Genomic DNA, 25373 nt, shown 5'->3' on the forward strand with positions numbered 1-25373 from the left:
GGCGGCGCCGAGGCGCCAACCTATGCCCAGCTTTATTCGGGAGCATGGGTCCACCCCACATGTAGTGGGTGTCTGACTTAACCGGATAGGCACGGGACAGAGTTCGGGGCGATCGTCGAGAGGTCAAGGTTTTGTGGTGAGACGGTGGACTCGAAGTATAGCGAGGAGGCAGGTCTTCTTTTTTGTGAACAAAAAAGAAGCAAAAAAAACTTCATTAATTTACGCCCGTGCCCGTGAAAACGCCCGTGCCCCAGAGTCAAAAAGTTTTTTGCTTCTTTTTTTCAAAAAAGAAGTGCTTGCCTTAACCTTCCTGTTTTCCCGTAAGGCGACAGCCCGTGTCTGAGCCCAGAGTGAAGGCCGGCATCTGGGTCCAGATGGCGCTGCGGCTTGGTGCGTCGGATGGGCGGCCGGGGATGGTGATCAGGCGGGGCGATGCCGATGCCGGCGGGGTGGTGGTGTTGCTGCGCGGGCGGATGGGGATTGTGGCGTTGAGTCAGACGCGGGATGCCGAGGGGCGGGCGGCCTGGCTGCGGGCGACCGGGCCTGATCCGGTCGATGAGGCGCGGGCGGATGAGTATGTGGCAAAGCAGATGCGCTTCGATCCCGATCTGTGGGTGATCGAGTTCGAAGCGCCTGATTATCTGCCGCCGTTCGAGGCGAAGCTGTTGTGACGGGTTATTCGGCCGGCACTGCGGTGGAGGTAGGGTCGGCCTTGGCGGTGGCGCCGAACGACACGTACAGTCCGATTGCGGTGATCACGATCGCGCCGACCATGTTGCCCAGCGTGACCGGGATTTCGTTCCACATCCACCATTGTGCGACGGTGACTTTGGCGCCGAGCATGATGCCGCAGGGGATCACAAACATATTGACCACGCAGTGTTCGAAGCCTTGGGCGACGAAGGCCATGATCGGCAGGAACATCGCGACGATTTTGCCGATGGTGGAGCGTGAGACCAGCCCCATGATCGAGCCGAGGCTGACCATCCAGTTGCAGAGGACGCCTTTGAGGAAGGCGGTGGCCCAGCCGGCGCCGCCGGCTTTGGCGTAGGCGAGGGTTTTGAGGCCGGTCAGGGCGATGAGTTTGGCGCCGATCGGGTCCGGGGCTTCGGTGAACATTTTCGTGTCGATCGCGGCGAAGATCAGTGCGTAGATCAGGCTGCCGATCAGATTGCCGATATAGACCGTGACCAGGGACGAAACGACTTTGCCGCCCGGAACCTTGCCGGCCATGGCGGCGTAGGGGATCAATGCGACGTTGCCGGTGAAAAGTTCGAGACCGAGCAGGATGATCAGGATGAAGCCGACCGGGAAGAACAGGGCCGAGACCACGATGTTGCCGGTGGCGACCAGCGCCGAGACGAACAGGGTGGTGGTGAAGCCGAGAAACATGCCGGACAGGATGCCGGTGACCAGGATGGTTTTGGTGGGTAGGTTCGCTTTGCGGGTGCCTGCTTCGATCATTGCAGCCGCGAGGGCCGGTGGGTTTAGCCAATCCATGTGACGCTCCTTAGTGAATGTGGATTTTGTGTAGTCATGCGTCCATGTTTCGTCAATAAAACTGAACGGGACGCTAATTTTTTATTTAATCGGCCGGTAAATCGTTTTATTCAGCAGATTGCGGCTGAGGCTGCGGCAGACGCTCGACTGCGGATTGTGCGCGGGGTGAGAGCCCGGCACCGCCGTGCCCGACATAGGCGGTGATTTTTGCGCGCATCCGCGGGTCCCAGAATTTTATGATGTGATTGGCGATTTCGCCGATCGCGTGATCATCGGACTGGGAGTTGAAGAAGGTGGCGATCTGGTTGGCCATGTAGACCAGCTTTTGGTCCTGGGCTTGATGTTCATGCGACATGCGCGTGGGCTCCGAACTCGATGCGAGATTGGTGGGTGAAGATTTCGAACCCATCGTCGCGGGCGACGGCGGCGAGGGTGATGCCGGCGGCATCGGCGGCGCGGATGGCGTGGGCGGTGGGGACCGAGACCGCGACGATGACCGGGATGCCGGCGATTGCGGCTTTCTGGATCAGTTCGATCGAGATGCGGCTGGTCATCAGCAGGATGCCGGTGGCGGGGTTGCGGTTCTGGCGGGCGAGCGCGCCGATCAGTTTATCGAGCGCGTTGTGGCGGCCGACGTCTTCGCGGACCAGCAGGGCGGCATCGGCCGGGTCGAGGAAGGCGGCGGCGTGGATGCCGTGGGTGCGGCGGTTGAGTGTTTGGTGCAGCGGCAGGCTGCGCATGGCGCGCATGATCGCGTCGGCGGTGACCGGGCGGGTGGTGGTGACGCGCGGGATGGCGCGGTTGGCTTCGGCGAGGCTTTCGAGGCCGCAGAGGCCGCAGCCGAGCGCGCCGGCGAGGTGGCGGCGGCGCTGGGCGAGGCGGGCGGCGACGTCGTGCGCGACCTCCATGCGGCATTCGATGCCGCCTTCGACGGTGACGAGGTCGCAGGCGATGATGTCCGCCGCGCGATCGATGATGGCTTCGGAGAGGCTGAAGCCGATCGCGAAATCGATCAGGTCGCAGGGCGTGGTCATCATGACGGCGTAGCCGACGCGGCCGTAGCTGAGGGCGACGGCGGTTTCCTCCGGCACCGCGCGCGTCTGCGCGGTGACGGTGCCGTTGCGGAAGGCGGTGGCCGCGATTTCGACGACGGGGGCGGGGACCTGGGCCGGCAGTTGGCTCATTCGGCGGCGACCGCCTCGATCTGGCGGGTGCGGCGACCGAGTTCGGCGTAGTCGCGCTGCGCGTCGGTCGGGCCGTTGGAGGGGGAGATCTGGACGGCGGTGACCTTGTATTCGGGGCAGTTGGTCGCCCAGTCGGAATAGTCGGTGGTGACGACGTTGGCCATGGTCATCGGGTGGTGGAAAGTGGTGTAGACCACGCCGGGGGCGACGCGTTCGGTGATTTTGGCGCGCAGGCTGGTTTCGCCGGCGCGGCTGGCGAGCTTGACCCATGAGCCATCGGTGACGCCGCGCTGTTCGGCGTCGTGCGGGTGGATTTCGAGCAAATCTTCCTGGTGCCAGGCGGTGTTGTCGGTCCGGCGGGTCTGGGCGCCGACGTTGTACTGGCTGAGGATACGGCCGGTGGTGAGCAGGAGCGGGAAGCGCGGGCCGATTTTCTCGTCGGTCGGGACGTATTCGGTGACGAAGAACCGGCCTTGGCCGCGCACGAAATGATCGATGTGCATGGTCGGCGTGCCTTCGGGTGCTGCTTCGTTACAGGGCCATTGCACCGAGCCGACGCGGTCCAGCAGGTCGAACGAGACATTGGCGAAGCTGGGGGTGAGGCGGGCGATTTCGTCCATGATTTCAGACGGGTGGGTGTAGTTCATGGCGTAGCCGAGCGCCTGGGCGAGCAGCTGGGTGACCTGCCAATCCTCGTAGCCGTTTTTCGGCGCCATGACTTTGCGGACCCGCTGGACGCGGCGCTCGGCGTTGGTGAAGGTGCCGTTTTTTTCGAGGAAGGTGGAGCCGGGGAGGAAGACATGGGCGAATTGCGCGGTTTCGTTGAGGAACAGGTCCTGCACGACGACGCATTCCATCGCCGAGAGGCCGGCGGTGATGTGGCGGATATCCGGGTCGGATTGGGCGATGTCCTCGCCCTGAATGTAGAGGCCTTTGAACGTGCCATCGATCGCGGCGTCGAGCATGTTGGGGATGCGCAGGCCGGGTTCGGGCTCGATGGTGACACCCCAGGCCTGATCGAACAGGGCGCGGACATCCGGCATCGAGACGTGGCGGTAGCCGGGTAGTTCGTGCGGGAAGCTGCCCATGTCGCAACTGCCCTGGACGTTGTTCTGGCCGCGCAGCGGGTTCACGCCGGCGCCGACATGGCCGATGTTGCCGGTTGCCATGGCGAGGTTGGCGAGCGCCATGACGGCGGTGGTGCCCTGGCTGTGTTCGGTGATGCCGAGACCGTAATAGATCGCGGCTTTGCCGCCGGTGGCGTAGAGGCGGGCGGCTTCGCGGACGGCGTGCGGCTCGGCGCCGGTGATGGCGGCGGTCGCTTCGGGGCTGTTGGCGTCCTGGGAGACGAATTCGGCCCAATGGGCGAAGGCATCGGTCTCGCAGCGCTCGCGGACGTAATCGGCATCGACCAGGTTTTCGGTGACGATGACGTGGGCGAGGGCGGTGAGGATGGCGACGTTGGTGCCGGGGCGGATTTGCAGATGGATCGCGGCCTCGACATGCGGGGTGCGCACCAGATCGATCCGGCGCGGGTCGATCACGATGAGTTTGGCGCCGTCGCGGAGGCGTTTTTTCATGCGCGAGGCGAACACCGGGTGGCCGTCGGTCGGGTTGGCACCGATCAGCAGCATGACGTCGGCGTGTTCGACGCTGTCGAAATCCTGGGTGCCGGCGGAGGTGCCGAAGGTCTGGCTGAGGCCGTAGCCGGTCGGCGAGTGGCAGACGCGGGCACAGGTGTCGGTATTGTTGTTGCCGAAGACGGCGCGCACGAGTTTTTGCACGAGGTAGGTTTCCTCGTTGGTGCAGCGCGAGGAGGTGATGGCGCCGACTGCATTTTTGCCATACTGCGCCTGGATGCGCTTGAACTCGGACGCGGTGTGGGCGATCGCTTCGTCCCACGAGACCTCGCGCCACGGATCGTTGATATGGGCGCGGATCATCGGCTTGGTGATGCGGTCGCGGTGCGAGGCGTAGCCCCAGGCGAAGCGGCCCTTGACGCAGGAATGGCCGTGGTTGGCCTTGCCGTCCTTGAAGGGGACCATGCGGACGACTTGTTCGCCGCGCATTTCGACCTTGAACGAGCAGCCGACGCCGCAATAGGCGCAGGTGGTGACTTTGGAATGTTCGGGCTGGCCGATTTCGACGACGGATTTTTCCATCAGCGTCGCGGTCGGGCAGGCCTGAACGCAGGCGCCGCAGGAGACGCATTCGGAGTCGAAGAAGCTTTCCTCCATGCCGGGCGAGACCTTGGAGTCAAAGCCGCGGCCGGCGATGGTCAGCGCGAAGGTGCCTTGCACTTCCTCGCACGCGCGCACACAGCGCGAGCAGACGATGCATTTGGCAGGGTCGAATTGGAAATAGGGGTTGGAGACGTCCTTGGTCGAGGCGAGGTGATTGTCGCCGGCATAGCCGTAGCGGACATCGCGCAGGCCGACCGCGCCGGCCATGTCCTGCAATTCGCAATCGCCGTTGGCCGAGCAGGTCAGGCAGTCGAGCGGGTGATCCGAGATGTAGAGTTCCATCACGCCGCGGCGGATTTTGCCGAGGCGCTCGTTTTGCGTGTGGACCACCATGCCCTCGGCGACCGGCGTGGTGCAGGAGGCGGGGGTGCCGGCGCGGCCTTCGATTTCGACCAGGCAGAGGCGGCAGGAGCCGAAACTGTCCAGCATGTCGGTCGCGCAGAGTTTGGGGATTTTGGTGCCGATGTCCATCGCGGCGCGCATCACCGAGGTGCCTTCGGGCACGCTGACGGCGACGCCATCGATGGTGAGGGCGACCAGTTTTTCGGACTGGACGGGCTTGGTGCCGTAGTCGATTTCGTGAACGAGACCCATGGGTGTGTTCCTTTATTCGGCGGCCAGAGGGAGCGGTTTCGCCGCGAAATCCCCTGGGAAATGGTTGAGCGCGCTGAGGACCGGGTAGGGGGTGAAGCCGCCGAGGGCGCAGAGCGAGCCGAGCTTCATCGTCTCGCAAAGGTCGCGCACCAGGGCGAGGTTTTTTTCGGGTTCGATGCCGGCGGCGATCTTGTCGAAGGTTTCGACGCCGCGGACCGCGCCGATCCGGCACGGGGTGCATTTGCCGCAGGATTCATGGGCGCAGAATGCCATGGCGAAACGGGCCATTTTGGCCATGTCGGCGGTGTCGTCGAACAGGACGAGGCCGCCGTGGCCGATCAGACCGTCACGCTTGGCGAAGGCTTCGTAGTCGTAGGGTGTGTCGAACATCGAGGGCGGGAAATACGCGCCCAGCGGGCCACCGGCCTGCACGGCACGGACCGGACGGCCGGAGGCGGTGCCGCCGGCGATATCGTCGACCAGCTCGCCGAGGGTGACGCCGAAGGCGCATTCGAACAGGCCGCCGTGCCTGACGTTGCCGGCGATTTGTACCGGCATGGTACCACGCGAGCGGCCGTAGCCGAGTTCGGCGTAGCGCTGCGCGCCTTCGGCCAGGATGAACGGCACGCTGGCCAGGGTGATGGTGTTGTTGATGATGGTCGGGCGGCCGAACAATCCCTTGATGGCGGGTAACGGCGGCTTGGCGCGGACCTGGCCGCGCTTGCCTTCGAGGCTTTCCAGCAGGGAGGTTTCCTCGCCGCAGACATAGGCGCCGGCGCCGACGCGCACTTCGATGTCGAACGCGTGGGCGCTGCCGTTGATCGTGGTGCCGAGCAGGCCGGCGCGGCGGGCGAGGTTGATCGCGCGGTTCATCATGGTGATGGCGAAGGGGTATTCGGAGCGGAGGTAGATGTAGCCCTTGGTCGCGCCGACGCCGATGCCGGCGATGGTCATGCCCTCGATCAGCATGAAGGGGTCGGCTTCCATGATCAGACGATCGGCGAAGGTGCCGGAATCGCCTTCATCGGCGTTGCAGACGATGTATTTGCGGTCGGAGGCGGTGCGCGCGACGGTCTCCCATTTGATGCCGGTGGGAAAGCCGGCACCGCCGCGGCCGCGCAGGCCGCTGTCCTTGACGGCGGCGACGGTGGCGGCGGGGCCGATCGAGATTGCGTTTTCGAGACCCTTGTAGCCGCCGAGGGCGCGATAATCATCGAGCGAGGCGGGGTCGGCGATGCCGGCGCGGGCGAAGGTGAAGCGGGTCTGCCGGGCGAGGAAGGGGATGGCTTCGACCGGGCCGACGCATTTGGGATGGGTGCCGCCATCGAAGATATTGGCATCGAACAGGGATTTCACATCCGCCACGGTGAGCTTGCCGTAGCCGATGCGGCCGGCCTGGGTTTCGACTTCGAGCAGGGGTTCAAGCCAGAACAGGCCGCGCGAGCCGTTGCGGACGATGGTGAGCGGGATGTTGCGGGCGCGGGCTTCCGTTTCGATCGCGGCGGCGATGCGGTTGGCGCCGACCGCGACGGCGGCCATGTCCTGCGGGATGAAGATTTTCATCAGGCGGCTTCCATCACGAGGGTTTCCAGCATCTGCTGGTCGGCCCGGCCGATCGGTTCATCGTCGAACAGGGCCGAGGGGGCGGTGGCGCACAGGCCGAGGCAATAGACCGGCTCGATGGTGATCCGCCCATCCGGCGAGGTTTCGCCCCAATCGAGGCCGAGCAGGTCGAGCAGGCGCTGGGCGGTGACTTCCGAGCCCATCGATTGGCAGGCTTCGGCGCGGCAGAGTTTCAGGACGTGGCGGCCGGCGGGTTCGCGGCGGAAATCGTGATAGAAGCTGATCACGCCGTGGACTTCGGCACGGCTGAGGTTGAGTGCCTCGGCGATCAGCGGCTCGGCATCGCGCGGGATGTAGCCGAATGCGGCCTGCAATGCGTGCAGGATGGGCAGCATGGCACCTTCACGGTGCTGCTCGGCCGCGATGATTTCGCGCGCATCCGTCGGATTCCAGACAGAGTGTTGTTTTGCCATTACGCCCGTTCAACTCCCGCAGCAGAATGCCGGATACGTTTGGTACCCGGTAAAACTTTCGAATTAATGAACGGTAACGCGAATCTGTTAAAGATAACAGGGCAAAGACCCGAAGGTTTGATAGAAGGTCTCTATCAAGATACGTCGTCGAGGTCTTTGGCGTGGCGGTGGGCGATCTGGACCAGGGCGGCGGCGAGCGGGGACATCGGTTCGCGATCCGGCAGGAGCAGACCGACGGTGTGGACTTCTTCGGGTGCGACGATCGGGATGGCGCGCAGTTTGGCGGTGAGGCCGAAGATTTCGGCGAGTTTTTCCGGCAGCACGCAGGCCCAGCGGCCGGTCTGCACGTGGCTGACCAGCACGACGATGGAGTTGCTTTCGAGCGTGGGCAGCAGATCGACCCCGGCGTTGCGGAGCAGGCGGTCGAGGATGCGGCGGTTTTGCATGTCGGGCGTGAGCAGGCAGAGCGGGATCTGGCCAAGCTCGGCCCAGGTGACGCGGTCGTGCCGGCCGAGCGGGGCATTGGCGGCGGTGAGCAGGCGGTAGCGTTCCTGATACAGTGGCACGACGCGGTTGCGGCCGATCGGTTCGTTGTCAAGATAGGTGACGCCGGCATCGACCTCGAAATTGTTGAGCCGGCGCAGCACCTCGTTCGAGGTGCAGGACTGGATGGAGAAGCGCACATCCGGATGCTGGGCGCGGAACGGCGTGGTGAGTTCGGTGATGGTGGCAAGCGCGGTGGGAATCGCGGCAATGCGCAGCAGACCGGACAGGCCGCGCTTGAGGGCGATGATATCGGCGCGCATCGCCTGCATGTCGCCAACCAGGCGGCGGGCCCATTCGAGCACGCGCTCGCCTTCCGGGGTGAAGCCCTGGAAGCGCGAGGAGCGTTCGACCAGCGGCATGCCGAGGGTTTCCTCAAGCACGCGGATGCCGGCGGAGAAGGTCGGCTGGGTGACGCCGCAGGTTTCGGCGGCGCGGCCGAAATGTTTTTCGCGGGCGAGGGCGAGCAGGTATTCGAGCTTGTCGATCAAGCGGGTTCGGCGACCAGGACGAGGCGGCCGGTGACGGTGCCGTCCTTGAGGCGGTGGAGGGCGGCATCGGCTTCGTGCTTTGGCATGGTTTCGATCGGTAGTTTGGGCAGCGCACCGCCCTGGGCGAGGCCGACCAGTTCGCGCAGGTCGCCCGGGGTGCCGACGAAACTGCCCTGGATGGTAAGGGCGCGCATCGGCATGAAGGGCAGCGGCAGGGTCAGTTCGCCGCCGAACAGGCCGACCATGATCAGCTTGCCGCCCTTGGCCAGCGCGCCGTAGGCGGCGCGGGCGGTGGCGGAACCGTTGACCAGATCGATGATGGCGACCGGTTGGCCGCCGCACGCCGCAATGATGGCCTTGTCGAGCCGTTCGGCCGTGCCATCGACCGTGGCGGTGGCACCGGCGGCGGTTGCGGCGGCGCGTTTGGTTTCGCTGGTATCGACGCTGACGATGGCGCGATGGCCGAGCGCGCGGAGCACCGCGATGGCGGACAGGCCGAGGCCGCCGGCGCCGATCAGCACGACCGGCACATCCGGCGCGAGGGGCATGATCTTGCGGATGGCGGCGAATACCGTGATGCCGGAGCAGGCGTAGGTGGCGGCCAGCGCCGGGTCGAGATCGCCGGGGTCGACCAGGTGGCCGGCATGGGCGGCGATGACATGGGTTGCGAAGCCGCCGTGCTGGAAAATGCCGAGCGAGCGCTGTTTCGCGCAGAGATTATCCTCGCCGGCCAAACAATGCGCACAGGTGCCGCAGCCGACCCAGGGGTAGACGATGCGCAGATCACCGGGTTTCACACCCGTGGCGTCGGGTCCGAGTTTGACGACGCGGCCGACGATTTCATGGCCGAGGGCGAGCGGCAGGGAAATGCCGCGCTGCATGACATCGAGCCGACCGGCGCTGCCGAGATCGTAATAACCGTCCCAGATGTGCAGGTCGGAATGGCAGACGCCGCAATGGGTGACTTCGAGCAGGATTTCCGTGCCCTGGGGCTCGGGCATCGGCAGGGTAATCTCGGCGAGCGCGGCGCCGTTTTCGACGATGGCAAAGGCGGTCATGGTCGCTGCCGTCATGTGGGTTCCCCGTTGGTGTGGTCATGTGTTTTTGGACGTGGCGTATGGTGCGGTGCAAATGCGGGGGATGCAAGGTAGGGGAAGAGTCTTCTTTTTTGTGAACAAAAAAGAAGCAAAAAAAACTTTATTAATTTGGGTCTGTGCCCGTGAAAACGCCCGTGCACCAGATTAACAAAAGTTTTTTGCTTCTTTTTTACAAAAAAGAAGCACTTGCTTCCCTACCCTTCCCCCGCAACCACCGCCTGCCGCCCCAGGATCACCCCGGCCAGGTAAAGCGAACCGCAGATCAGCACGCGTTTAGCGGCACCATCGGCCGCGAGGCGGCGCAGGGCGGCATCGATCGTGGGGCCGGGCGTGGCGATGCCGCCCGAGGCGGCGATGATCTGTTCGACCGGCAAAGCGAGGTGCTGGCCGGGTTCGGCGATGGCCTGGATGCTGGCGGCGTGCGGGGCGACGATGCGCAGGAATTCGGCGCAGTCCTTGGCCTGTTTCATGCCGATGATCAGGTGGGTCGGGCCGGGGAAATCGGCCAGGGCTTCGGCGACCGCTGCGGCGCCGCCGGGGTTGTGGGCGCCATCGAGCCAGAGGGTGGAGCCGGGCGGCAGGGCATCGAGCAGCGGGGTGCTGAGGCGTTGCATGCGGGCCGGCCATTCGACGCTGCGCATGCCCTGGGCGTAGGCCGCGGCTGGGATGGCGAGTCCGCTGTGGCGGAGTGCAGCGATCGCGATGCCGGCGTTGTCGCGTTGGTGGGCGCCGTGCAGCGCGGGTTCGGGTAGGGCGAGGCTGCCGTGCTGGTCGGTGTAGAGCAGACCGTCTTGCGTGGGTTCGATGGTCCAGTCACGGCCGCGGGCGGCGAGCGGAACGCCGAGGGATTGCGCGGTCGCCTGGATGACGGCGAAGACATCGGGTTGTTGGCGACCGGTGATGGCGTGGCTGCCGGGTTTGATGATGCCGGATTTTTCGTGGGCGATGACCGTATCGGTATCGCCGAGGAATTCGCGGTGATCGAGTGAGATGGCGGTGATGGCCGCGGCGCGGGGTGGCGGGATGACGTTGGTGGCGTCGAATTTGCCGCCGAGCCCGACTTCGATGATCGCGAGATCGGCCGGGGTGGCGGCGAACAGGACGAAGGCGGCGGCGGTGATGGCTTCGAACACGGTGATCGGCGCGGCATCGTTGACCCGTTCGACCTCGGCGAGGGCGGTATCGAGCGCATCGTCGCTCACCAGGGTGCCGGCGAGGCGGATGCGTTCGTTGAAGCGCACCAGATGCGGCGAGATATAGACATGGGTGCGCAGCCCGGCGGCTTCGGCGATGGCGCGGAGGAAGGCGCAGGTGCTGCCTTTGCCGTTGGTGCCGGCGACATGGATGGTGGGCGGTAGCCGACGTTCGGGGTGGCCGAGGGCGGCGAGCAGGCGCTCGAGCCGTTCGAGGCGCAGGTCGATCAGCTTGGGGTAGAGCGTGTGCAGGCGCTCCAGCCGCTGGTCGATCCGGGAGGCGGTTGCGCTCACGCCGCGAGCGGTTCCGCCGCCGGGACGTGGAGGAGGCCGAGCAGGCGGCCGAGCGTGGCGGTGAGCTCGCCGCGCGGGGTGACCATGTCGATCATGCCGTGTTCGAGCAGATATTCGGCGCGCTGAAAGCCTTCGGGCAGTTTTTCGCGGATGGTTTCCTCGATCACGCGCGCACCGGCGAAGCCGATCAGCGCGTTGGGTTCGGCGATCTGGATATCGCCCAGCATGGCGAAGGAGGCGGTGACGCCGCCGGCGGTGGGGTCGGTGAGGATGACGATGTAGGGCAGGCCGGCTTCGCGGACCATTTGCACGGCGATGGTGGTGCGCGGCATCTGCATCAGGCTGATCGCGCCTTCCTGCATGCGCGCGCCGCCGGAGGCGGTGTAGACGATGAGGGCGGCGCGCTGGAGCACCGCGAGGCGGGCGGCGCTGACCAGCGCCTCGCCCATCGCCGCACCCATCGAGCCGCCCATGAAGCGGAAATCCATCGCCATGACGACGGCTTTATGGCCGCCGACGCTGCCGTGGGCGACCAGCACCGCGTCGTCCATGCCGGTTTTTTTGCGTGAGTCCGACAGGCGATCGGAATAGCGCTTCTTGTCCTGGAACTTCAGGGGGTCGACCGGGACTTTCGGCAGGTCGATGCGGGTGAAGCTGGCGTCATCGAAGGTCCAGGTGAGGCGTTCCTGGGCGGTGGCGCGCATGTGATGGCCGCAGTGCGGGCAGACTTTCCGCGCGGCTTCAAGCTCGCGATGGAAGATCATTTGCTGGCATTGCGGACATTGGTGCCAGAGGTTGTCCGGCGCCTCCTTGCGCCCGAGCAGGGTGCGGACGCGCGGGCGGACGAATTCGGTGAGCCAGTTCATTGCGGCGCGATCAGAAGATGTCGTTGATGATGCTGTCGCCGATGCCGAAGCCGGCACCCATGGTGATGGCGCGGCCGAAGCCCGAGTTCAGGAAGCCGCCGAGGATGCCGCCCTGCTGCTGCGGCGGGTAGCCTTGTTGCGGCGGGTAGCCTTGCGGCGGGTAGTTCTGGGGTGGGTAGTTCTGGGGTTGCGGCGCGCCCCAGGGCTGCTGGGTTTGGGGCACCGAGCCCATTTGCTGCGGCTGGTTGGCGACGTAGCCGTGCAACGCCTGGAGGAGGTTGGCGACCTGGTTTTGCTCGGCCTGGATCGCCAGGGCGATTTCCTTCAGATCGAGCATCCATTCCCGTGCGTCCGGGTTGCCGGCTTGCGATGCGGTCTGCAATTTGGTCGCCAGGGCCTTGAGGGACTGCACGGTCTGATCGGCCTGACCTTGCAGTTGGGAATACTGGCTGTCGATGGTCTGGATATCCATGATCGTGGCTCCTGAGAAGTTATCCGACCTATATAGGCCGGATATTGTCGAAAGTCAGCTTGTGCCGAAACGTCAGGCGGCCTGGCGTGCGCCGGTGCGGTAGGCGGCGCAGGCGGCGCCGAAGGCGGCGAACAGGCGCTGGCGGTCCGGCGCGCCTAGGACGTCCCATTCCGGGTGCCATTGGACGGCGAGGGCGAAGCCTTTGGCATCGGCGACGCGGACCGCTTCGATCGTGCCATCCGGCGCCGTCGCTTCGACCACGAGGCTTGGGGCGAGGCGGTCGATCGCCTGGCCGTGCAGGGAATTGACCATGATGGTGTCGCTGCCGCAGATGCGCGCGACGCTGCCGGTCAGGCTGACCTGGTGGCGGACCGCGTATTGCTCGGCGCGGGTGCCGACGCCGCCGCGATGATCGGAGCGGCCGGGGATGGTGTGGACCTGCTGGTGCAGCGTGCCGCCGAGGGCGACGTTGAGTTCCTGCAACCCGCGGCAGATGCCGAACACCGGCATGCCGCGCGCGATGGCGGCGACCAGCAGGGGCAGGGTTGTCGCATCGCGGTCCGGGTCGTGCGAATCGGGGGTTTCATCGGCGGTGGCGCCGTAGCGGGTCGGCATGACGTTGCTGGGGCTGCCGTTGAACAGGATGCCGTCCAGCCGGTCGAGCACGGCGAGCATGGCTTCGCCTTCCGGCGGGATGAGCAGGGGCAGCGCATCGGACGCGCGCATCAAGGCTTCGCCGTAGCGGGCGGGGGTGGCGTGCTGGTGGTGGTTGTTGATGAGCTTGGTGCAGGCGGGGATGCCGATGATGCTGGTCATGAGATGGTCCTTTATCGCGATAACGGGCTCTATCCAATGGAATTTTTCGGGCGGAACCGGCCGGCGAATACGGCGAGGGCAGCGCAGCCGAGCATGGTGATCGCCATCGGGCGGGCGGTGCCATCGGCGAAGCCGCCGACCACCGCACCGGTGATGGCGCCACCGAGATATTGCCAGGTGCCCATCAGCGCGGAGGCCGAGCCGGCGTGGGCTTGGTGGCGCGACAGGGCGGCGACCATGGTGCTGGGCAAAGCGAAGCCGTAGCTGGCCTGACAGATGAACAAGGCGAGCACGATGGGGATGGCGCCGCTGCCCAGCACGGCCGCGGCGGTCAGCGCGATTGTGCCGGCGAGGAGCAGCAGGATCGAGGCGCTGATGACGGGCCGCAGGCCGACGCGGGCGACCAGATGCGGGTTCCATTGGTTGAAGGCGATGTAGATGGCGGCGTTGGCGCCGAACAGGGCCGCATAGGCGAGCGGGCGCCAGTGGAACTGGCCGATGAACACGCCGGGCGTGCCGGTGAGGTAGGCGAACAATGCGCCGATCGCGAAGGTGCCGGTCAGGGCGTTGGTGAGGAAGGCGCGGTCGGTCGCGATCTGGCCGTAGCGGCGCAGGATCGAGCGGAAGCCGATCAGGCTGCGGCGGGCGGTGGGCAGGGTATCGGGCAGTTTGAACCAGACCAGGGCGAGGGCGATGATGCCGTAGGCGGCGGCGATGACGAAAATCCAGCGCCAGGAGCCGACCGAGACGACGGCGCTGCCGATGATCGGCGCGATGATCGGGGCGACGCCCATGACCAGCATGAGTTTGGAGAACAGCATGGCGGCGGCCGGGCCATCCGCCACGTCGCGCACCATGGCGCGGGGGATGACGACGGAGGCGGAGCCGCCGAACGCGGCGAGCAGGCGGAAGGCCGAGAGGGAGTCGGTGTTCCAGGCGAGGGCGCAGCCGAGCGAGGCGATGGTGTAGATGGTGAGGCCGAGCAAGATGGGCAGGCGGCGGCCGGCGCGGTCGGAGAAGGGGCCCTGGGTCATCTGGCCGATCGCGAGGCCGGCGAAATAGGCGGCGAGGGTCAGGCCGGGGCCGGCGGGGTCGTGGAAATCGCGCGCGATGGTGGGGAAGGCGGGTAGGTACATATCGACCGAGACCGGCCCGATCGCGATCAGGAAGCCGAGCAGCAGGGGCAGGCGGCGGGGTGGTGCGGGGGCGTCGAGCAGGGTTTGGGTGGCGGCCATCGCGCCAGTCTAACGGCTTGGTGAGCGGGCGTGAACCTGCCTTCAGGTTGACCCTGGGGTGATCTGGCGGGTTAGCTCATTTCGATATCGTAACAATTTGGGCGTGCGAGGATGAGTGGGGGTGGGCGGTGAAATGATCGTGGCTTGGGGATATCCGGGGGGATCGAGCCTGCGGCGGATTGCGGGTGCTGGGCCGGGTGGGGGGTCGATATGTTGGGGGGTGTTGGGGTGGCGATTGGGGTTTGCGTTGCGGTGTCGTGCCGGGTGGGCGCGGGTTCGGCTTGGCTGAGGTCGGGTTTGGGGGATGATTTGCGGGTTGGGCTGGGGGTGCTGCGTCGCTTGGATGGCGATTTGGGGCGCGCGTGGGTTTCGGCGGTTGGGCGGGGTGCCTGGATCACGGTGCCATCGCGGGATTCGGCGAGGAGGGTGATGAGGCGGGTGAGCACGGCGCAGATCAGGGCGATGACGGCGCGCAGCAATTTGGCGTGGTCACCGGTATCGGTGACGTCGTGCCGCAGGGCGCCGATGGTGGCGGTGCAACGCTCGATCAACTGGTCTGAGGCGGGCAAATGGTCTGAGGCGGGGCGCTCGTTCACGAAGGGAGATTGGCATGGCGGGTGGGGGGTGGGAAATAGTTATTTTTGGTGACGTGATGTTTTTTTGGTGCTGTGTCGGTGTTACGGTTGCGGGGCGAGCGGCGCGGGTTGGGTAGAGGTCGTTTGGGCGGGGATACAGTGTTATCAGAGATGATCCGTCCTGGCGCGGTCGCCTTCGGGCCGGGCAGCGCGGGCCAGGCGGGCGGGCGAAATGCGCTTCGGCCGGCCCATGCTTGATGCAGGCGATTAGAAGCCATCAGTTCCGCAAGCGATCCGTGATCTGCTGTCCGTGGTCTACGCCGCCGAAGAAGATGGCGATGATCCTGACTTCGGACGACGGATCATCGATCTCGAAGTAAAAGATAAAATTCCTATTGGTCACGGTACGAATGCCCGGCCGAATTTTGGCGTGTCCCGTGCCCCGATGCGGATGGGTGACGAATGTCCGCAGGTCGATAAGGGCATCGTCGATCCGGGCGGCCGCGCGCGCGACAGATGTTTCGACATCTTCGCCGAGGGCCTGATAGGTTTCGACGAGATGGTCCTCGATGAGGTCAAGGTCGCGTGTGACGTCCGCCGCGCGGCGGACGTTATAGCGTTGCACTTTTGTTGCGCTTGCGTGCGATCATGGCGCGGGTCTCGGCCTCACCCGCGTCGATATCGACAAAAGTACCGCTACGCCGCTGGTCGATCAACGATCGCAGGGCCTGGAGTTCCGCATCCCGCATCTCGCTGTCGCGCCGCAGCATTTCCAGGCCGCGCTGGAGAACCGCGCTCAGGCTGGAAAATTGCCCGCTCTCGACCAGGGACCGTGCGTAGGCTTGCTGGTCATCGCTCAGCGATATCGACGTCTTCGCGGTCATACCTACCTCCTCATGACATGTACTACTGAGTGGCACCGGTGTCGAGACCGGATTTCAGGCAAAAAATAGCCTAGAGACGCAACGGAGAGGCCGGTTCGACCTAAGATTGGCATAGGTCGGTCCCATCAATTATTCGATGAGGGGGTTGTGAGCGGCATGCTGGGCCGGCGGCTTTGCGCTCGTATAGGACGTTTCGGCTCTGACTTTACGTTTCTGCATAGCGGACATTCTGCTAATCTCACAAGAATGCGGAGATGGGCGGCGAGCAGTCGCCCGCTGTATCTGGCGCGAAAGCCCGCTTTGTGGGGGGCTAGTTGTGGTCAGCCTTCAACGCGAGCCGGCCCCTAGCAGACTTCAGATCACCGTGGAGCGGACTTCAGTCGCAGATGAGGACAAAAACTCGTGCCAGGCCGCATTCACTCTCTCACAATCGTCAACCAACATTGTCGAGCGCCGATTGAGCTTTGTCCCTTTGATATCCTGGGGCAAGCACGCCGACTCGCATGCGGGCATAGACCACGAGTTGATCCAGCCACTTATCGATCAATGCCTTAAGCACGTCGTCTATTCGATGACCCACCGCGCCATTCGTTTGTACGATCTCTGCAAGTGTCTCAAAAGGATAGTGCTGCGGATCATCCTGGCGTAGGATCTTGCCAGTAAGTTCGATTGCTTCTTTGAAATCCCTGAAAAGTTCTGCCCCGGTGCGGCTGTTCTTTTTCGCCCGCAACATCAGAAACTTTGCACGCCGGTCGTCGAGTTGGCGCCGATCGAAAGTCTTTCCGGTGCGGCGTTCGTATTCGTCCGCTTCACTATATCCCTGCTCAAGAAACTTCTCGGCGTCAAAAAGTTCCTCGGCCGCGCATTTGGCCATGTGCCATTGTAGCCAGAAAAGCGGCATTCGCCTCATTTGCAGTTCTTGCTTGTTATGTTCGAAGAACCGGTTGATTTCGTACGTATCGGTGACGACATCGGAAAGGGTGGAATACCGCATCATCTGACTGAACATGCGCTGCTCGAAGGGGTTGCGATAGGTCGCTGCAAGATTCTTTAACAGGGCCACGACGGCATCGACGATTTCGGTGTCTTTGAATAGGTTTTGCAGGATGTTCTGAGCCCCGATTGAGGGTACTGTCTGGATAATCTCACCTGTTCGGCGCACGAGGCGAAAGCTGTCATTTCCAGCCCTGGCATTCAGCTTGTCGATGACGGCGCCGTAGTCCGTCTGCATCGCATTGCTGAGGAAGGAAACCGGTGCATTCTCACCAAGATGGGTGAAATAAAGCGCGATGATGATCGCTTCGCGTTCAGTCTGGCTAAGTGACAGCTTGTTGAATTCTTCTAGATACCGATTGGCGACGTAATCTGACTGGAGCAACCGCAAGAGGAAATGCGGCAGGCTTGCCTGGCAGGTGCTCTCGATGAAACGAAGCCGTGCATTGTAATCAAGCGCATAAAAATCGCGCCACCCGGCGATCTGATCGGCGAGGTCGCTCAGAACGCGCGCTTCATCCGTGTTGAGACGGGCAAGGGGCATTTTCCGGAAACTGCCGAGGCCTTGCAGCGATGTAAGGCCAGCAGTGCTCGCATCGACTGCCACGGCCCGGCTTGTTAGGATTAGAATGCCGTTCTGACCATCAAATTGACGTGCGATGCTAGCAAGCCGTTCTGCCGGCAGATCAAAACAGTTCTCGATGATCAGTGCGGCGTTCGGCGTATGGTGAAGGATGTCTGCGACCTCGTTGAGTACGTTCTCATAGGCTTGGCGCATCTGATAGACCGGTCTTGCCCCTGACAGGCGATAGGCAAGATCGGTTGTGAGCAGGGACTTGCCATCACAGGGGTATCCGTCAAAAAGCACGATCCGGGCATCACCTGCGACGGCGTCCAGAGTTTCCCGTATGGCGCTGCGCTGTATGTGGTAATCGGATACATCGTTGGATGCATCCCGCGCGAGTTGCGAGGGTTCGACCTTGCCGTAGAGAAACAGGTCTTCGATTTGCACTTGCGTGGGAACCGTTGCTGCGGGATCCGGAGGCGTGTATTTCGCGAAACTGGCAAGGTGTGGCGCTTTTGGTGCATCCGTGGCCAAAAGCCTCTTGATGGTGTCGGCAAGCCCGGCGCGGCCGGTGAAGAATGGCGTGCCAAGCCGCTTTTGAGCTGCGGTGACATCCGGGTCGGCTTGAGCGGTCGGGCGATTGATGAAGAAGGCCTTTTCGCGCAGGCCTGTCAGGTCGTTGATCGCCTGGTTGAGGTGGAAGTCGCCGGCATTGAACCCGACGAAGACCACGATTTGAGCCTGATCGATGTCGTGCCGAAAGCGACTGAGCCACTTCTTTACATGGGTAAGCTTCGAGTAGCTTTCGGCACCGAGCACGCAGCTTTCACGAATGTTATGTATGTCCCATTTCTGCACATAGCCGTGCAGATGGATGATTGGGAGATTTAGCGTGGTCGTGCTGGGATCGTCGGTGTTGTTGAGGGGTTCTGCCTGCTTGTGCGCGGCCTGAGCCGCAATTTCGAGCGCATTATCGTAATTTGTCGTGTAGACCGCTTGCCAGGGGTAGCGTAACAGGTCGGCCATATCAGAGGTTACGTTGGAAACAGTGTACCGCTGTTTCAGGAGTGTCATCATGCCGTTGTCGGCAACCTTCTTCTGTAGGGCATCGGCGGCGTTTTGCAGATTCCTGTATGGCGGATCCTGATGGAGTTCGGTATTGAAGAGATCTAGCAGCTGTGCGCCCGTGCCGAGCGTTTCATCCGGCTTGAAATTCAGACAATCCGCAGAAAACCCGGCACCGCAGAATAGGATGCCACCGCCGCTGCGAGCTAGGTTGAAGCGCCTTTGAAACTCATCAAATGAGTTGCTTTCCATAGGTTCAAACTCGTAAACCAAATTTCGTTTCTAAGGAATAGTGATAGCTTTTTGAGAGCGTTCTCTCGATGGTACTCTCTTCCAAACATATCCAGGAGCCTTCGTCGACACTCATTCAGGCTGCTTCGGCAAGTACGGATAGCCGGTTCTGTAACGGAATGGTGCAAGATGAGTGCCTTGTCGAATGCAGATTAATGTCCGTCTTGTTGGCGTACACATTCAAAAGCGGTCTGTCCGCTTCCGGCCAACTCTTGCCATATGGCGAAGGTCCGGTATCCGCGTTCGTCCGCCGTAAGCAGTCCACCACGTGTTGTTCAACAATCTCGGGACCAGCAAGCGCGGGGTGAGATGCTCTTTCGCACCCTATCCTTTCGGGGCCATAATGGCGACGGTGAAATCAGATGGTGAATGGATGCCAGAATATCGGTGACATTACGTCGACGGCGGACCGTATTTCTTCACTGTTGCCTTGGTGGATCGGCGCGGCGATCTGCTGGTGAAGGAGGTCGCCGCACTGCGCGCTTCTGTTTCACGGGTGCGGGCGCTGTATCCGTTCACGATCGATGCATGGGTTGTGTTGCCTGAGCATCTGCAAGCGGTATGGACATTGCCGGATGGTGATGCTGATTTTTCGGGGCGGTGGAGTCTTATCAAGCGCGGATTCTCGGCGAGGGTTGGGAGAGGTGAGAGCAGATCCGCCTCGCGGGTTGCGAAGGGCGAACGCGGTATCTGGCAGCGACGGTTTTGGGAACGCACGATCCGTGATGAGGCTGATTTCCGGCGTCACGTCGATTATGTTCATTTCAATCCGGTGAAGCATGGGTTGGTCGGGAATGCTTGGGATTGGCCGTTCTCATCGTTTCGGCGGGCTGTGGGGCGCGGGGATTATCCGGCCGATTGGGGTGGTTTGGGGGAGGTGGGTGGTGAGTTTGGTGAGAAATCGGAGGGGTGATGTGGGGTGAAGGTGGTGGGGTGCGGAAGAGCACCCCACCCTACGTGGGTTCGTCGTTCCGGCGGGACGTGGCACGCGGGGATTATCCGGTCCGGAGTCGGAAAGTTTTTTGCGCGCTTTTTTTCAAAAAAGCGCTACTTGCTTCCTTGCAGCATGGTGATCCCGAGATAGATCGCGAGGCCGATGCCGAGGATGACGATCAGGCCGGCGAGGATCAGGTCGAGGCGGTCGTTTTCGGCGGGGTGGGTTTCATCGTCGATGATGTCGGCGCGGTTTTTGACGAAGCGGAGCATCGAGGCGGCGACCATGGCGGCGCCGGCGATGATCAGGGCGAGGCCGACGAGGCTGCCGGCGACCTGGCCGGACATGGTGAAGGTTTTGCCGAGGGATTTGCCGGCGATTTTCAGGAAGATGTCAAAGCGTTCGACCAGGAAGCCGAACGCCATGACGGCGATGGCGGTGCGGACCCAGGCGAGGAAGGTCCGTTCGTTGGCCGCGTGATCGGTGAAGCGCGGGACGCTCACGCGGCGCGCTTGGCGACCTCGGCCGGGGACATGCGGACCAGGCTGTCGTAATCGTCGATCAGGGTGCGGGTGAGTGCGCCAGGGGTGAAGTGCAGGTCGCCGATCTGGCGGACGGGGGTGACTTCGGCGGCGGTGCCGGCGAGGAAGACTTCGGTTGCCTGGGCCATTTCCTCGGGCATGATGAGGCGTTCGTGCACGGGGATTTGGCGGGCGCGGGCGAGGGCCATGACGGTGCGGCGGGTGATGCCGTCGAGGAAGCTGTCGGGCGTGGGGGTGTGCAGGGCGCCATCGATCGCGAAGAAGATGTTGGCACCGGTGGCTTCGGCGACGTGGCCATCGAGGGTGAGCATCAGGGCGTCGTTGAAGCCTTCGGCTTCGGCGGCGTGTTTGGAGAGGGTGCCGATCATGTAGAGGCCGGCGGCTTTGGAGGCGGTGGGGGCGGTGCGCGGGTCGGGGCGGCGCCATTTTGCCATGCCGAGGGTGACGCCCTTCATGCGATCGGCGCCGAACAGGTTGGGCCAGGCCCAGGCGGCGATGGCGAGGTGGATTTTGGTTTGTTGGGCGGAGACCGAGAGTTGTTCGGAGCCGCGCCAGGCGAGGGGGCGGATATAGGCATCGGTGAAGCCGTTGACTTCGAGGACCTGGTTGCAGGCGGCGTCGATTTCATCGGCGGTGTAGGGGATGTCGAAGCCGAGCAGCTTGCCGGACTGGATCAGGCGGTTGGTGTGGTCGCGCAGGCGGAAGATGTTGCCGGCGTAGGCGCGTTCGCCCTCGAACACGGCGGAGGCGTAGTGCAGGCCGTGGGAGAGGACGTGGAGGTTGGCTTCGCGCCAGGGGCGCAGGGCGCCATCCCACCAGATCATGCCGTCCCGGTCGTCAAATGGTATCAGGCTCATTGGTCACGTTCCCCTCATGGTAGGCCGCAGCCGGCTGGGGCTGGCTGGACGTTCGAGATTATCTTTAGAGAGGTGGCGCGTGGCAGCCAAGGGGGATCGGGCGGGGCGGGGGTTGGGTTGGGGCGGGAAAGTCATGGTTGCGCCACATTCGGATTTTAAATAGGGAGTGATCCTGTCTTATCACATAGCACCCATACCAGTATTGCTGAGCCAGCCATGCATGACAAACCAAATCAGACCGGGCCGACGGCCGGACTTTTGTTTTTACGCGAGGACGAGATCCGCCTGGCGCAGGACATGATTTTTTTCGCCAATCGCGATCTGGTGGCGACGGCGGACGCGATGCTGGCGGAGATGGGGTTCGGGCGGGCGCATCATCGGACGTTGCATTTCATTGCGCGCAACCCCGGGCTGCCGGTGGGGGAATTGCTGCATATTCTGGGGATTGCGAAGCAGAGCCTCGCACGGGTGCTGGGGCCGCTGATCCGGCAGGGGTATGTGCAGCAGACGCCGGGGCGGACGGATCGGCGGCAGCGGCTGCTGTCGTTGACGCCGAGCGGGGCGGGGCTGGAGCGGCGGTTGTTCGAATTGCAGCATGAGCGGTTGACGACGGCGTTTCGTGAGGCGGGCGGGCCGGCGGTGGAGGGGTTTCGCAAGGTGTTGCGGGGCATGATGAAGGAGGAGGCGCGGCAGTGGCTCGATCGGGCCGAGGCGGCGCGCGCGCCGAAGCGGTGAGCGGGGTGCGGCGATGAACGGCACGGCGGCGCATATTCTGCTGGTCGATGACGATGCGCGGCTGCGGGGGCTGATGTCGCGCTATCTGATCGAGAACGGGTTTCGGGTGACGACGGCGGAGAGTGCGGCGGCGGCGCGGGAGACGTTGCGGATCGTCGATCCGGATATGCTGGTGCTGGATGTCATGATGCCGGAGGAATCCGGGTTGGCGCTGACGGAATCGCTGCGGGCGGAGCGGGCGCCGACCTTGCCGATTCTGCTGCTGACGGCGCGCGGCGCGCCGGAGGACCGGATTGCCGGGTTCGAGGCGGGGGCGGATGATTATCTGGGCAAGCCGTTCGATCCGCGGGAATTGCTGCTGCGGATAAGGGCGATGCTGCGGCGGACGACCACGCCGGTGGCATCGTCCGGCCCGGTGCAGCTGGGGCGGGCCAGTTTCGATCCGGATCGCGGCGAGTTGATTACCGAGCGCGGGCCGATCCGGCTGACCGGGGGCGAGGCGAGTTTGCTTGGCGTGCTGGCGTCGCGCGCGAACGAGGTTTTGTCCCGCGAGGGGTTGGCACAGATTTTGGGGATGGACGAGGCGGGGGAACGCGCGATCGATGTGCAGGTGACGCGGTTGCGGCGCAAGATCGAGGCGGACCCGCGGGAGCCGCGGTATTTGCAGACGGTGCGGGGGCGGGGTTATATTTTAAAGCCGGGGCCATGACGGGATGGGGTGAGGGTAGGTCTTCTTTTTTTGTAAAAAAAGAAGCAAAAAAACTTTTATTTGCTGGAGCTGCGGCTGCGAAAACGCCCGTGCACCGAATTAATGAAAGTTTTTTGCTTCTTTTTTACAAAAAAGAAGTGCTTCCTTCCCTGAGTTTTTCCGCATGAGACTAGTCCCGCACGGTCTCGAACCCGACCGTGCGCTGCGCAAGATTTTGCCGCGCAGCCTGTTCGGCCGCACCTTGCTGATCGTGGTGCTGCCGCTGATCCTGCTGGAGGGCGTGGCGCTTCAGATATTTTATGGCAGTCATCTCGATACGCTGTCGCGCCGGTTGGCGGGGGGTGTGGCGGGTGAGATTGCGTTCGTGCTGGATCAGGCGGATGCGTTTCCTGATGCGCGGTCACAGATTTTTGCCAATGCGGCGTATCGGTTCGAGTTCGCGTTTCATTTTCATCCGGGGCGGAAGTTGACGCCGCGGCGTTTGCCGCATGTGTTCGGGCCGGTCGATACCGATTTGGCGTCTGCGCTGTCGGTCGGGTTGGGGCGGCCGTTCGTGCTGGTCTGGCATGGGCCGCCGGGGATGGTGCGGGTGGATATTCAGGTGTCGGACGGGGTGCTGACGATCGATGTGCCGCGCAAGCGGTTGTATATCGGCGAGCTTTACATTTTTTTCGCCTGGCTGGGCGGTACCACGTTGATTTTGCTGAGTCTGGCGATTTTGTTTCTGCGCAATCAGGTGCGGGGGATTCGCCGGCTGGCGCTGGCGGCCGAGGCGTTCGGCATGGGGCGCGATACCGGGCCGATCCGGCCGGAAGGGGCGACCGAGGTGCGGCGCGCGGGGGCGGCGTTCAACCGGATGCAGGATCGGGTGCGGCGGTTTCTGGCGCAGCGGACCGCGATGCTGGCGGGGGTTTCGCATGATCTGCGCACGCCGCTGACGCGGTTGCGGCTGGCGATTGCGATGCTGCCGGGCGAGACCTCGGATATCGATGGCATGACCAGCGACATCGATGAGATGGAGCGGTTGATCGGGCTTTATCTGGCGTTCGCGCGGGGCGAGGGGACGGAACAGGCGCAGGTGACCGATCTTGCCGTGCTGATTGAGGAGATCACGGCGCGGGCGGCGCGCGGCGGGGCGGTGATTGCGCTGAATATCGCGCCGCTGCCGAGCATCACGCTGCGGCCGGAGGCGATGCGCCGGGCGCTGGCCAATCTGCTCGACAATGCGGCGCGGCACGCCAGGCGGATCGAGTTTGCGGCGCTGCCGGAGGGCGAGCGCAGTGTGCGCGTGCTGATCGATGACGATGGGCCGGGCATTCCGGCCGAGCGGCGTGAGGAGGTGTTTCGCCCGTTCGAGAGCGGCAGCGCGGCGGGGACCGGGCTGGGGCTGGCGATTGCGCGCGATATCATTGCGGCGCACGGCGGGGATATCAGGCTCGATGACAGCCCGCTCGGCGGGTTGCGGGTTGTGGTGGTGTTGCCGGTATGATTTTGCGCCCGATGGTCGAGAGCGATGCGGCGGCGGTGATCGAGGCGAATCGGGCGAACCGCGCCTATCACGCGCCCTGGGTGCAGCCGCCGGTCGATCGGGCGTCGTTCGATCGGTGGTTTGCCAGCGTGGCGGCGGGGCGCACCGTTTCGATGCTCGGGTCGATGCCGGATGGCGGGGTGATCGGGGTGTTGAACTTCAGTGAGATCGTGCGGGGGAATTTTCTGTCGTGCTATCTGGGGTATTACGGCATGGCGGCGTTTGCCGGGCGGGGGTTGATGAGCCTGTGCCTGCGGGCCGGGTTGATCCATATGCGCGAGGCGGTGGGGTTGCACCGGGTGGAGGCGAATATCCAGCCGGGCAATCTGCGCTCGCGGGCGCTGGTGGAGCGGTTGGGGTTTCGCCGCGAAGGGTATTCGCCTGCGTATTTGTATATCGATGGTGCGTGGCGCGATCATGAGCGGTGGGCGATTTTGCTCGAGGCGGTGTCCGCCGTGGTGCCTGCGCGATGAACTGGTATGAGCGGGTGGTGCTGCCGCGGGTGCTGAATTTCGCGATGCGCCAGGAGGTTTTGCTGCCGTTTCGCCGCCGGGTGATCGCTGATGCGCGGGGGGCGGTGCTGGAACTCGGGATCGGGTCGGGGTTGAATCTGGCGCTGTATGGGCCGGCGGTGAGCGCGGTGACCGGGTGCGATCCCTCGGCGGCGCTGCTGCGCATGGCGCGGGAGCGGGCGGCCTCGGCGATCGTGCCGGTTGAATTGATCGAGGCATCGGCCGAGGCTTTGCCGGTTGCTGATGCCAGCATCGATACCGTGGTGACAACCTGGACGCTGTGCACGATTCCCGATGCGGCGCGCGCGCTGCGCGAGGCGCGCCGGGTGCTGAAACCGGACGGGGTGCTGCTGTTCGTCGAGCACGGCCGCGCGCCCGAACCCGGCGTGGCGCGCTGGCAGGACCGGCTGGATCGGCCGTGGGGGCTGGTGGCCGGGGGCTGCCATATCAATCGGCGGATCGATGCGCTGATCGGCGATGCCGGATTCCGGATCGAGCATCTGGCGCATGACCGGATGCCCGGACCACGGACCCATAATTATCTGTATCAGGGCCGCGCGCGGGTCGGATAGGGCCATCTGCGGCCGCGGCGGGTGGCGGTGATGCCGTTTGGGCATCG

The 25373-nt window shown here is 63.9% G+C and carries 26 protein-coding genes and 1 pseudogene; 8 read left to right on the forward strand and 19 right to left on the reverse strand.

Annotated elements, in window-relative coordinates; genetic code table 11:
- Positions 1-184: 184 nt before the first annotated feature.
- The gene (locus B7X49_RS01625) at positions 185-343 is read left to right on the forward strand and encodes a hypothetical protein (RefSeq protein ID WP_286702796.1); all 159 of its coding nucleotides are present in this window, start codon (positions 185-187) and stop codon (positions 341-343) included.
- On the forward strand, positions 336-671 hold the full coding sequence (locus tag B7X49_RS01630) for a DUF1491 family protein (protein ID WP_286702797.1): 336 nt from the start codon (positions 336-338) through the stop codon (positions 669-671). The genes B7X49_RS01625 and B7X49_RS01630 overlap by 8 nt, the downstream gene beginning before the upstream one ends.
- 4 nt (positions 672-675) lie before the next feature.
- Here B7X49_RS01630 and B7X49_RS01635 read toward each other — a convergent pair whose 3' ends face one another.
- From B7X49_RS01635 to B7X49_RS01715, 17 genes are all read right to left on the reverse strand, one after another.
- On the reverse strand, positions 676-1500 hold the full coding sequence (locus B7X49_RS01635) for a formate/nitrite transporter family protein (RefSeq protein ID WP_286702798.1): 825 nt from the start codon (positions 1498-1500) through the stop codon (positions 676-678).
- A 106-nt stretch (positions 1501-1606) separates the two neighbouring features.
- Positions 1607-1855 (reverse strand): formate dehydrogenase subunit delta, encoded by a 249-nt coding sequence (locus B7X49_RS01640; RefSeq protein WP_286702799.1) that lies wholly within the window; start codon positions 1853-1855, stop codon positions 1607-1609.
- Positions 1845-2684 carry a formate dehydrogenase accessory sulfurtransferase FdhD gene (gene fdhD, locus B7X49_RS01645; protein WP_286702800.1) on the reverse strand — a complete coding sequence of 280 codons (840 nt, stop codon included), beginning with the start codon at positions 2682-2684 and terminating at the stop codon, positions 1845-1847. The genes B7X49_RS01640 and fdhD overlap by 11 nt, the downstream gene beginning before the upstream one ends.
- Positions 2681-5521, reverse strand: coding sequence for a formate dehydrogenase subunit alpha (gene fdhF, locus B7X49_RS01650; RefSeq protein ID WP_286702801.1), 2841 nt, complete (start codon positions 5519-5521; stop codon positions 2681-2683). Before fdhF ends, fdhD begins: the two co-directional genes overlap by 4 nt.
- A 12-nt stretch (positions 5522-5533) precedes the next feature.
- Entirely contained in the window at positions 5534-7084 is a 1551-nt protein-coding gene (locus B7X49_RS01655) for an NADH-quinone oxidoreductase subunit NuoF (protein WP_286702802.1), read from the reverse strand.
- Positions 7084-7557: a formate dehydrogenase subunit gamma gene (locus B7X49_RS01660; RefSeq protein ID WP_286702803.1), complete on the reverse strand. Its 474-nt coding sequence runs from the start codon at positions 7555-7557 to the stop codon at positions 7084-7086. Before B7X49_RS01660 ends, B7X49_RS01655 begins: the two co-directional genes overlap by 1 nt.
- Before the next feature lie 134 nt (positions 7558-7691).
- Positions 7692-8591 (reverse strand): LysR family transcriptional regulator, encoded by a 900-nt coding sequence (locus B7X49_RS01665; protein WP_286702804.1) that lies wholly within the window; start codon positions 8589-8591, stop codon positions 7692-7694.
- Positions 8588-9664, reverse strand: a complete 1077-nt coding sequence (locus B7X49_RS01670; RefSeq protein ID WP_286702805.1) for an alcohol dehydrogenase — start codon at positions 9662-9664, stop codon at positions 8588-8590. The genes B7X49_RS01665 and B7X49_RS01670 overlap by 4 nt, the downstream gene beginning before the upstream one ends.
- Positions 9665-9882: 218 nt before the next feature.
- Entirely contained in the window at positions 9883-11175 is a 1293-nt protein-coding gene (locus B7X49_RS01675; RefSeq protein WP_286702806.1) for a folylpolyglutamate synthase/dihydrofolate synthase family protein, read from the reverse strand.
- On the reverse strand, positions 11172-12041 hold the full coding sequence (gene accD / locus B7X49_RS01680; RefSeq protein ID WP_286702807.1) for an acetyl-CoA carboxylase, carboxyltransferase subunit beta: 870 nt from the start codon (positions 12039-12041) through the stop codon (positions 11172-11174). The genes B7X49_RS01675 and accD overlap by 4 nt, the downstream gene beginning before the upstream one ends.
- A 10-nt stretch (positions 12042-12051) precedes the next feature.
- On the reverse strand, positions 12052-12513 hold the full coding sequence (locus B7X49_RS01685) for a hypothetical protein (protein ID WP_286702808.1): 462 nt from the start codon (positions 12511-12513) through the stop codon (positions 12052-12054).
- 72 nt (positions 12514-12585) lie between these two features.
- Complete coding sequence (locus tag B7X49_RS01690) at positions 12586-13329, reverse strand: gamma-glutamyl-gamma-aminobutyrate hydrolase family protein (RefSeq protein WP_286702809.1); 744 nt, start codon at positions 13327-13329, stop codon at positions 12586-12588.
- A gap of 29 nt (positions 13330-13358) precedes the next feature.
- The gene (locus tag B7X49_RS01695; RefSeq protein ID WP_286702810.1) at positions 13359-14564 is read right to left on the reverse strand and encodes a multidrug effflux MFS transporter; all 1206 of its coding nucleotides are present in this window, start codon (positions 14562-14564) and stop codon (positions 13359-13361) included.
- Positions 14565-14635: 71 nt separating this feature from the next.
- On the reverse strand, positions 14636-15160 hold the full coding sequence (locus B7X49_RS01700) for a hypothetical protein (protein ID WP_286702811.1): 525 nt from the start codon (positions 15158-15160) through the stop codon (positions 14636-14638).
- Between the two features lie 256 nt (positions 15161-15416).
- Positions 15417-15764 carry a hypothetical protein gene (locus B7X49_RS01705; protein WP_286702812.1) on the reverse strand — a complete coding sequence of 116 codons (348 nt, stop codon included), beginning with the start codon at positions 15762-15764 and terminating at the stop codon, positions 15417-15419.
- Positions 15751-16023: a type II toxin-antitoxin system ParD family antitoxin gene (locus B7X49_RS01710; RefSeq protein ID WP_286702813.1), complete on the reverse strand. Its 273-nt coding sequence runs from the start codon at positions 16021-16023 to the stop codon at positions 15751-15753. Before B7X49_RS01710 ends, B7X49_RS01705 begins: the two co-directional genes overlap by 14 nt.
- A gap of 433 nt (positions 16024-16456) precedes the next feature.
- On the reverse strand, positions 16457-18898 hold the full coding sequence (locus tag B7X49_RS01715) for an SIR2 family protein (RefSeq protein WP_286702814.1): 2442 nt from the start codon (positions 18896-18898) through the stop codon (positions 16457-16459).
- Positions 18899-19343: 445 nt separating this feature from the next.
- Between B7X49_RS01715 and B7X49_RS01720 the strand changes: the two are divergent.
- A pseudogene (locus B7X49_RS01720) lies at positions 19344-19850 on the forward strand (REP-associated tyrosine transposase); the annotation flags it as partial.
- A gap of 134 nt (positions 19851-19984) precedes the next feature.
- On the opposite strand, the gene B7X49_RS01725 reads toward B7X49_RS01720, so the two are convergent.
- Together B7X49_RS01725 and B7X49_RS01730 are read right to left on the reverse strand one after the other, a co-directional pair.
- On the reverse strand, positions 19985-20374 hold the full coding sequence (locus tag B7X49_RS01725) for a YidH family protein (RefSeq protein ID WP_029313388.1): 390 nt from the start codon (positions 20372-20374) through the stop codon (positions 19985-19987).
- Positions 20371-21270 (reverse strand): branched-chain amino acid aminotransferase, encoded by a 900-nt coding sequence (locus B7X49_RS01730; protein WP_286702816.1) that lies wholly within the window; start codon positions 21268-21270, stop codon positions 20371-20373. Before B7X49_RS01730 ends, B7X49_RS01725 begins: the two co-directional genes overlap by 4 nt.
- A gap of 216 nt (positions 21271-21486) precedes the next feature.
- On the opposite strand from B7X49_RS01730, the gene B7X49_RS01735 reads away from it, so the two are divergent.
- The 5 genes from B7X49_RS01735 (at position 21487) to B7X49_RS01755 (ending at position 25326) form a co-directional block, all read left to right on the forward strand.
- Positions 21487-22005: a MarR family winged helix-turn-helix transcriptional regulator gene (locus B7X49_RS01735; protein WP_286702817.1), complete on the forward strand. Its 519-nt coding sequence runs from the start codon at positions 21487-21489 to the stop codon at positions 22003-22005.
- A gap of 13 nt (positions 22006-22018) precedes the next feature.
- Complete coding sequence (locus B7X49_RS01740; protein ID WP_029313385.1) at positions 22019-22714, forward strand: response regulator; 696 nt, start codon at positions 22019-22021, stop codon at positions 22712-22714.
- A gap of 163 nt (positions 22715-22877) precedes the next feature.
- Positions 22878-24203, forward strand: coding sequence for an ATP-binding protein (locus tag B7X49_RS01745; protein WP_286702819.1), 1326 nt, complete (start codon positions 22878-22880; stop codon positions 24201-24203).
- Positions 24200-24715, forward strand: a complete 516-nt coding sequence (locus tag B7X49_RS01750) for a GNAT family N-acetyltransferase (RefSeq protein WP_286702820.1) — start codon at positions 24200-24202, stop codon at positions 24713-24715. Before B7X49_RS01745 ends, B7X49_RS01750 begins: the two co-directional genes overlap by 4 nt.
- Positions 24712-25326 (forward strand): class I SAM-dependent methyltransferase, encoded by a 615-nt coding sequence (locus B7X49_RS01755; protein ID WP_286702821.1) that lies wholly within the window; start codon positions 24712-24714, stop codon positions 25324-25326. Before B7X49_RS01750 ends, B7X49_RS01755 begins: the two co-directional genes overlap by 4 nt.
- Positions 25327-25373: the final 47 nt, after the last annotated feature.

The organism is Acidiphilium sp. 34-64-41 (assembly GCF_002282635.1).
Taxonomy (GTDB): Bacteria; Pseudomonadota; Alphaproteobacteria; order Acetobacterales; family Acetobacteraceae; genus Acidiphilium; species Acidiphilium rubrum.